Source organism: Paracoccus sp. SCN 68-21 (assembly GCF_001724535.1).
Classification (GTDB): domain Bacteria; phylum Pseudomonadota; class Alphaproteobacteria; order Rhodobacterales; family Rhodobacteraceae; genus Paracoccus; species Paracoccus hibiscisoli.
Genome location: NZ_MEES01000049.1, coordinates 1 through 6,697, shown reverse-complemented (window position 1 = coordinate 6,697; position 6,697 = coordinate 1). Strand labels below are relative to the sequence as shown.

The following is a 6,697-nucleotide window of genomic DNA, read 5'->3' as shown; positions in this document are numbered from 1 at the left end:
CCATCGCCGCTCCACCACAGCACCTTCGCCAAGTGGCCCCGCCGGCCGCGGAACACGAACAGGTGGCCGGAGTACGGGTTGGCGCCGAGTATCTGGCTGGCAAGCGCGGTCAGCCCGTCGAACCGCCCCTGCCCGCGACCGGGAACATGTCCTCACCATATTGGTGCAGCTTGACGTGATGCGTCCGGCACAGCCAGCGCACCTCCAGCGGCCGGTCATAGCGGTCGTGATGCGCATCGACCGTCGCCGCGCCGCAGACCTCGCACGGGGCCTTGGTCAGCCGCCCGGACGCCAGCGCCCGCCGCACCGCCAGATGAGCGCTGTATTTCAACAGGTTGGCGCGGCGCCAGTTGGTCTGGCGCGTGTTGCTGGTCAACGCGGGCACAGCGGGGTCCGCGGGCGTCTTGTCGGTCATCGGGTCCTCCCTGCCGCATCCGTGTCGGGGCTCTGCGGGCGCCAGCCCGCGGCGCGGTGCCGCTCCATCATACCGCCACCGTCCATAACCGGAACCGGCGATGACCGGTGACCTCGCGGATCAGGCCCAGATCGGTCAGGCGCTTCAGCATGCGCTCTGCCGTCGGCCTGCTGACCCCGGCCCGCGCCTCCACCTCCATGGCCGAGACCAGCGGCCGCGCCGCCAGCACCGCGATGACCCGCGCGGCGTTGTCGCCCTTGATCGGGGCGGTGGCGCTGCGCGCCCGCGCGGACCAGTCGCGGATGCGCATGATCAGCGCGCGCCCCTCCTGCGCGCCCGCGCTCAGCGCCGCCAGATGCGCGGCCAACCGGTCCGCAGGCGGGCCATAGCCCGTCCAGACCCGCCGCCCGTGCCGTCCCATGGGCACAAAGCGCACCCCCTCGGCCCCGATGGCCATGTGCCGGGCGGACCAGATCGCGGGCTCAACCACATGGCCCGGGGGCGACAACCCGGCCATGCGCCACAGCGCCAGGATCGCAGGCCCGCGCGCCAGCGGATGCAGCGCCGCGAACCGGTCCGCCGCCTGAAGAAACTCGGCCGCAGCGGCGTCGAAATCGTCCCCCCGGGGCCGCAGATCCAGTCCGGGCACCGGCGGGTCATCGGCGCCTGCGCGACGATGCAGCCCCAGAAAGGCAGGAAGATCAGCCAGCGCCCCCTGCCCGTCCAGCCGTCGGATGGCCCATCGCGCCAGGCGCACCGCCTCCGGGTCGGCGCGCGTGCCCGCCTCCATCATCTCGCGACCGATCTCCCCCTGCGCCAGCATCAGACCCTGCGCGCGCAGCATCGCCTCGACCTCGATCACCGCCAGGCGTTCGCGCGCTCCGACCGCCTCCTCGGGCGACAAGGCGGCAATCGTCGCCTCCAGCCGCCCAAGATCACGGGCCGCCTCGGCAAGACCGCGCCCTTGCTCCACCTGTGCCGCAAGCCACGGAGTGGGATCGGCCAGAGACTGCGTGTGATCGATCGACCTACCCTCCTGCGAACCCAGTTTCTTCTGGTGTGGCCCCCTGATTATCGTCACAATACCGCAGTTGTGACGATCACAGAAGCCTTTCGAAGATGATCTTGAACCTGATCGATGGCGGCACAGCATTTCGCATCCGGCCCAACACGCAGCCCGCCGCTAAGGAGAATGGCCAGGTATCAATCAAGCCATTGTTTTATAAACGTTTTATTATTATTTTGCTCTAGCGATAACGCCAGTCCATAAGGCGACCGCCCTGCCCGCGGACGGTCGCCGTCACCCTCTTCCCCGCGGGGAAGATCACTCGATCTGGTCCAACATCGCCGCGACGGCGGCCTCCAGCTTGCGGCGATCAACGGAGGAAAAATCGCGTGGCAGCCGGATCTCCAGGCGCCCGTTCGCCGCCGTGCATTTGGCGTTGCCCTGAGGCCTGCGCAGCTGGAATGTCGTCTTGGCCCTGGCAGTCGATGGTGTCGGCGCAGCCGGTGTCGAGGGCTTGCCCGCCGGCGTGACCTCTCCCTCCCCGGCATAGCGCCGCAGAACCCCCAGCTCATCCAGGATCGACCGTGTGTCCCAACCCTTCAGCTCAGTCTTGATGGCCGCGGCCAATCCCGGAACCTCGGTCAGACGCTGCGCCAAAGCCAGCCCCAGGGCGCGCGGAATCTCCTGCGGATAAAGCAGCGTCTCGCCCAAGCGTTCGACCAGCGGAATGAAGTTCCGGATATAGCTCCGCTTCTGATAGCCCGCGGACTTGAACAACAGCGCCACCGCCTTGTCGGCATCCGTCTCGGCCGTCAGCGGGTCCATTGCGTAATGCACCGCCAGCTGCGCCATCTCGGCGAACGAGATGTCCTTGCGCACCAGATTCTCGTCGACCATGCGCCGATACAGATTATCCAGCGCATCGCCCCGCGCGGCGATGCCCGCCGGAATCCTGCCCCATGCCTCGGTGTCGCCCGTCTCCTCCAGCAGCTGGCGATAGGCGGACAGACGGCGATACCCCTGGATCAGCTCATAGCGCCCATCGGCGCCGGGCTCGACCCGGATCGGGTTCGACAGGCCGACCTCACGGATCGACGACACCAGCTCGGCCAGTTCGAAATCCGCGACCGGGCGGCGGTCGCGGATCAGCTTTTGCGTGTCGATCAGATCCAAGGCGATCAGGTCGGTAATCAGCCCTGCCCGCTTCAGCCGGACATGCTCCTGCGCCAGGGCGTCGTTCTCCTGCCGGATCTGCGCCTCGATCTGCGCGCGGTCGCGGGATGAGGCAACGGTCTCATTGATCGCGGCGGCCATGGGACCGCGGCGCTGATCGACCTTCCCCGCGGGGAAGTCGGACCCTTCGGCGGAGTCCTCGGCCGGGATATCGATGTCGAACATGCGGCGCTTGCGGCTCATGCGGCGTCCTCCAGCTGCGTCCAGGCGGTCAGAACATGACCGCGAAATTCCTCATAGGCCTGATCAAAGGTGGCCCTGGCCCGCCGCCAAGTGCCGCGCGTCATCTCACGATAGTCGATCTCATAGATCGAGCTGAGGAACCGGCCCGACTGTTCGACCGCGCGCGTCAGCTCGATCGGATGCTGGGCCAGGCGGTCGCCAAAGACCTGGCGGAAGGCGCCGAACATCGCCTGGTGCAGCTCGTTCGATGGCTCGAACCGGGTCATCAGGAACCGGACATCGGCAAAGGTCTTGGGTAGGGCGATCTTCCCCGTGGGGAAGTTTTCAAAGCCGTGCGACAGATCCTCCAGCGCCTCGGCCAACTGGCCGATGAAGCTGGTGGTCGAGTCGTACTCCCAGTAGCCGGGCCCCGAGGGAATATACAGCATGTCTGCGGCAAAGACCGCGTTCATCGACTGATACCCGATCGCAGGCGGGCAATCGAACAGGATCAGGTCGTAAGCATCGTCGGCCAGGCTGTCCAGGAACCGCGACACGGCCCCGAAGAAGGTCCATTCCGGATTGAGGTGGCGATACTGCGCGCTGGCGAATTCCACGAAGGCCGCATTGGCACAGCTGGGCACAATGTCGATGGTAGACCAGGCCGTGGGCTTGATGAAGTCGGCAGCCCGCAGCGACCCCAGCCCCATGTCGCGAATCGTGGCGGGCAGTTTGCGGTGGGGCAGGGTGGTCCCCGACTCGGCGCCCGCCGATGCCGCGTTCATACGGTCGGTCTCGCGCTCAAGATCGCGGGCCATGATGCCCCAGACCGTGTGATCCTCGCCGACATCCGACAGACCCATGGAGTGGGACAGCGTCGCCTGCGGGTCGAAATCGACGACCAGAACGCGATAGCCGTCCAGCGCCGCCGCCTGCGCAAAATGCAGCGCCACCGTCGACTTGCCAGCGCCGCCCTTGAAGTTGGCAATGGCCGCGCGAAAGGCGCGCTTCCCCTCGGGGCGCGGCGGCATGAGCGATTTCTTGTTGATGCGGATGCGGCGGCGCAGCTCGTTGACCTCGTCCAGGCTGAACCAGCGCTGACGCCCATCCTCCTCGACTTCCCCGAGGGGAAGGTTCGGATCGGCTGCAAGCTTGCCCCGAAAGGTCGACTGGTTGATGCGGAAGATCAGCTCTGACACCTCCCAAGAGGAGAAGCGGCGCAGCGTTTTCTCATTGGCCGGGCTGAAGGTCTGGCGGCGGATCCAGCCCTGCATCTTCAAGGACTGACTTTGCAGCCGCGCGAGGTCCTGATGGGTGTACATAGTATGCCTGTTCTCCGGAACGCTAATCATCGTCGGCTTCCCGTTTACGCCGAATTTGCGTCTTTGGCAAAACAGTTGTTCACTCAAGGACGTAAATTGGACGCGGAACGCCGCATCTGCGAATCGATCACACCACTAGGCCGCATTACCTGCACAAGGACCGGTCCCGATTGTGAGGAAATCAGGGACGCCCGCAGCCCCACCGACCCAAAATAGGGGACATTCGCGGCAAATAGAGGGACATCCAAGGAGTCCCCTTATACCAATGATACCTGTTTTCAGACATGCAACGCAAAGAGGATGCCCGTGGCGACGGGTTCTGCCTTGACAGGACCGCCCATCAGGACGCTAATGGGATAAAGATGGCGAAAGGCGTTGGGAGAATCGCAAGATCCGACGATCCAGCGGAGACAACCGCACCGCCAATGCAGGAGCAGAGATGCGTGTGATCAAACCCGTGGGCCGCGATGCGGCCGTCAGGAAATACGATATTCTGTCGGCGTTGACCGCGCACGCCCTGGCCTCTGATGCCCAGAGCCAGCGGCTGGTCTTGCGACTGACCGTCCTGATCACCGCCCGCTACAACTGGCAGAGAGACGAGTTGATCACCGGCCAGAAGGAAATCGCTCGGATGTGGTGCGTGGACGAACGAACCGTCAAGCGCGACATGGCGCGTCTGCGTGCCATGGGCTGGGTCATCGTCAAGCGACAGGGCGCTAGGGGCCGCGTGTCGGTTCTGGGTCTCGACCTTGATCGGATCATGATCGACACGCGTCCGTCCTGGGCCAATATCGGCGAGGATTTCGTTCAGCGCATGACCGGGCCGGAGATTCCCTCGGCCGCGGATAATGTCGTGCCGTTCCGTCGTCTGGACATGCCCAATCAAGGCGACGGCCTTTGGCGGCGGGTGTGCGAGCAGCTGCAGACGGAGGATGCCGCCATCTTCGACGCCTGGTTCCGCCCGATGATCGAGACGGGGCAGGCTGAGGGGGTGCTGTCCCTGACCGCACCCTCACGGTTCCACGCCACCTATCTGCGCACGCATCTGCTGAGCCGGTTGCAATCGGCGCTTCGTCGCGCCGAACCGGGCATGGTGGCGGTCCGCATCGAATCGCCGTGACCCGCATGGTTGAAGATGCGCCCCAGATGGGCTAAGTTGAATGAACTAAGCTTATGGGGGCGGCGATGAAGACGGTCAACATCCACGAGGCCAAGACGAACCTGTCGAAGCTGGTCGACGCCGCGGTCCAGGGCGAGCCTTTTGTCATCGCCAAGGCCGGGCGTCCCCTGGTCAAGGTCACGCTGCTGGAAAGCCGGATGCCCGCGCGGATCGGATTTCTGGACGGCGCCTATGCGATCCCCGAGGATTTCGACCGGATGGACGGGGCAGAGATCCAGTCCCTGTTCGAGGGCGATGCGTGAACTATCTGATAGACACGCATGTGCTACTCTGGGCGGCGTTCCAGTCGTCGCGTATGCCGGCCGCCGCGCATCGGTTGATGTCGGACCCGCGGCATGCGCTGTGGTTCTCGGCCGCATCCATCTGGGAGGTGTCGATCAAGCGGGCGCTGAACCGGCCCGATTTCACCGTCGATCCCGGCGTGCTGCGGGCAGGGCTGCTGTCCAACGGCTATGATGAATTGGCCATCGAAAGCCGGCATTGCCTGGCGCTGTCGGCCCTGCCTCCGCTGCATTCGGACCCGTTCGACCGGCTGCTGTTGGCGCAGGCGATCACCGAGGGGATGGTGCTGCTGACTGCGGACAGCGCCATTGCGGGCTATGGCGGACCCGTCGAAAAAGTCTGAGGCCTCAGAGCAGGCCCAACCGGGTGGCGCGCTGCAGCAGCATCCTGACCGATGAAGGCTGCCATTTCGTGCGGCCGCGCGGGGTGCGTTCGCGCATCGCCTCCAGCCTGTCGCACAGACCTTGAAGCGTGATGTTCGGGTCCGCCCCCCGGATCGCCGCCACGATGGCGGGCAGGCGGTCATCGACCGGCCGCCGCGGCGCGCGGGCCAGCACTTCCGGCGGCAGGAACCCGTCCCGGACATAGGCCCGTACCGCCCTGAGCAGGCGGGCCTGGCTCCAGCGGGCGCGGTGGGGCAGGGGGGCGTTGATGATGCGCAAGACATCCTCCCACGCCATATCCGGGCGCAGCCTGCGCACATGCGGCGCCCATTCCGGGGCGGTACGGCCGATCCTGTCAAGATAGCCCTCACTCCGTGCCATGCGGAGCTTTCGCACAGCCACGGGGTCTTTGGCCCGCAAGCCGGGATTGCCGCCTATCCGTCCCTCCAGACGCGCGCTGGCCAGACCGGCCCTGGTCCGTTCGCGGATCAGGGCGCGTTCGAATTCGGCCGCCGCCCCCAGGACCTGCAGGGTGAACTTGCCCTGCGGGCTGGCCGTGTCGATCGGGTCCTCGATCGACCGGAAGAAGGCGCCCTTGGCCTCCAGGTGCTCGATACTGTTGGCTGTCACTGAGAACTGACCCGGCATTGTCACCGAGAACTGACCCGCCCGGTCGTTATGTGTGCTGGTTCATGCTGGGGTCAATGATGCTGC

8 protein-coding genes and 1 pseudogene are annotated in these 6,697 nt (G+C 65.7%); 3 read left to right on the top strand and 6 right to left on the bottom strand.

Going from position 1 to position 6,697, the window contains the following annotated elements; all coding sequences use genetic code 11:
• The 5 genes from tnpB to ABS73_RS12325 form a co-directional block, all read right to left on the bottom strand.
• A partial coding sequence (gene tnpB, locus ABS73_RS12345) for an IS66 family insertion sequence element accessory protein TnpB (protein WP_286693475.1) occupies positions 1 to 92 on the bottom strand: 92 nt, incomplete at its 3' end.
• A gap of 17 nt (positions 93 to 109) precedes the next feature.
• Positions 110 to 415, bottom strand: coding sequence for a hypothetical protein (locus tag ABS73_RS12340; protein WP_277024098.1), 306 nt, complete (start codon positions 413 to 415; stop codon positions 110 to 112).
• 67 nt (positions 416 to 482) lie between these two features.
• The gene (locus ABS73_RS12335; protein ID WP_277024095.1) at positions 483 to 1,388 is read right to left on the bottom strand and encodes a MarR family transcriptional regulator; all 906 of its coding nucleotides are present in this window, start codon (positions 1,386 to 1,388) and stop codon (positions 483 to 485) included.
• A 351-nt stretch (positions 1,389 to 1,739) separates the two neighbouring features.
• Complete coding sequence (locus ABS73_RS12330; protein WP_277024093.1) at positions 1,740 to 2,837, bottom strand: ParB/RepB/Spo0J family partition protein; 1,098 nt, start codon at positions 2,835 to 2,837, stop codon at positions 1,740 to 1,742.
• Positions 2,834 to 4,138 (bottom strand): AAA family ATPase, encoded by a 1,305-nt coding sequence (locus ABS73_RS12325; RefSeq protein WP_136856033.1) that lies wholly within the window; start codon positions 4,136 to 4,138, stop codon positions 2,834 to 2,836. Before ABS73_RS12325 ends, ABS73_RS12330 begins: the two co-directional genes overlap by 4 nt.
• Before the next feature lie 439 nt (positions 4,139 to 4,577).
• Here ABS73_RS12325 and ABS73_RS12320 point away from each other — a divergent pair, with 439 nt between their 5' ends.
• The 3 genes from ABS73_RS12320 (at position 4,578) to ABS73_RS12310 (ending at position 5,943) form a co-directional block, all read left to right on the top strand.
• Positions 4,578 to 5,258: a DnaA N-terminal domain-containing protein gene (locus ABS73_RS12320; RefSeq protein ID WP_277024091.1), complete on the top strand. Its 681-nt coding sequence runs from the start codon at positions 4,578 to 4,580 to the stop codon at positions 5,256 to 5,258.
• Positions 5,259 to 5,323: 65 nt separating this feature from the next.
• Complete coding sequence (locus ABS73_RS12315) at positions 5,324 to 5,560, top strand: type II toxin-antitoxin system Phd/YefM family antitoxin (protein WP_277024089.1); 237 nt, start codon at positions 5,324 to 5,326, stop codon at positions 5,558 to 5,560.
• Positions 5,557 to 5,943: a type II toxin-antitoxin system VapC family toxin gene (locus ABS73_RS12310; RefSeq protein ID WP_136856036.1), complete on the top strand. Its 387-nt coding sequence runs from the start codon at positions 5,557 to 5,559 to the stop codon at positions 5,941 to 5,943. Before ABS73_RS12315 ends, ABS73_RS12310 begins: the two co-directional genes overlap by 4 nt.
• Positions 5,944 to 5,947: 4 nt before the next feature.
• On the opposite strand, the pseudogene ABS73_RS12305 reads toward ABS73_RS12310, so the two are convergent.
• Positions 5,948 to 6,598: pseudogene (locus ABS73_RS12305) on the bottom strand (recombinase family protein); the annotation flags it as partial.
• Positions 6,599 to 6,697 lie beyond the last annotated feature (99 nt).

What these genes read in the sequence shown, in the direction of transcription:
- ABS73_RS12330 (WP_277024093.1), bottom strand. Translation starts at nt 2,837, where the DNA reads ATGAGCCGCAAGCGCCGCATGTTCGACATCGATATCCCGGCCGAGGAC.
- ABS73_RS12340 (WP_277024098.1), bottom strand. Translation starts at nt 415, where the DNA reads ATGACCGACAAGACGCCCGCGGACCCCGCTGTGCCCGCGTTGACCAGC.
- ABS73_RS12320 (WP_277024091.1), top strand. Translation starts at nt 4,578, where the DNA reads ATGCGTGTGATCAAACCCGTGGGCCGCGATGCGGCCGTCAGGAAATAC.
- ABS73_RS12325 (WP_136856033.1), bottom strand. Translation starts at nt 4,138, where the DNA reads ATGTACACCCATCAGGACCTCGCGCGGCTGCAAAGTCAGTCCTTGAAG.
- ABS73_RS12315 (WP_277024089.1), top strand. Translation starts at nt 5,324, where the DNA reads ATGAAGACGGTCAACATCCACGAGGCCAAGACGAACCTGTCGAAGCTG.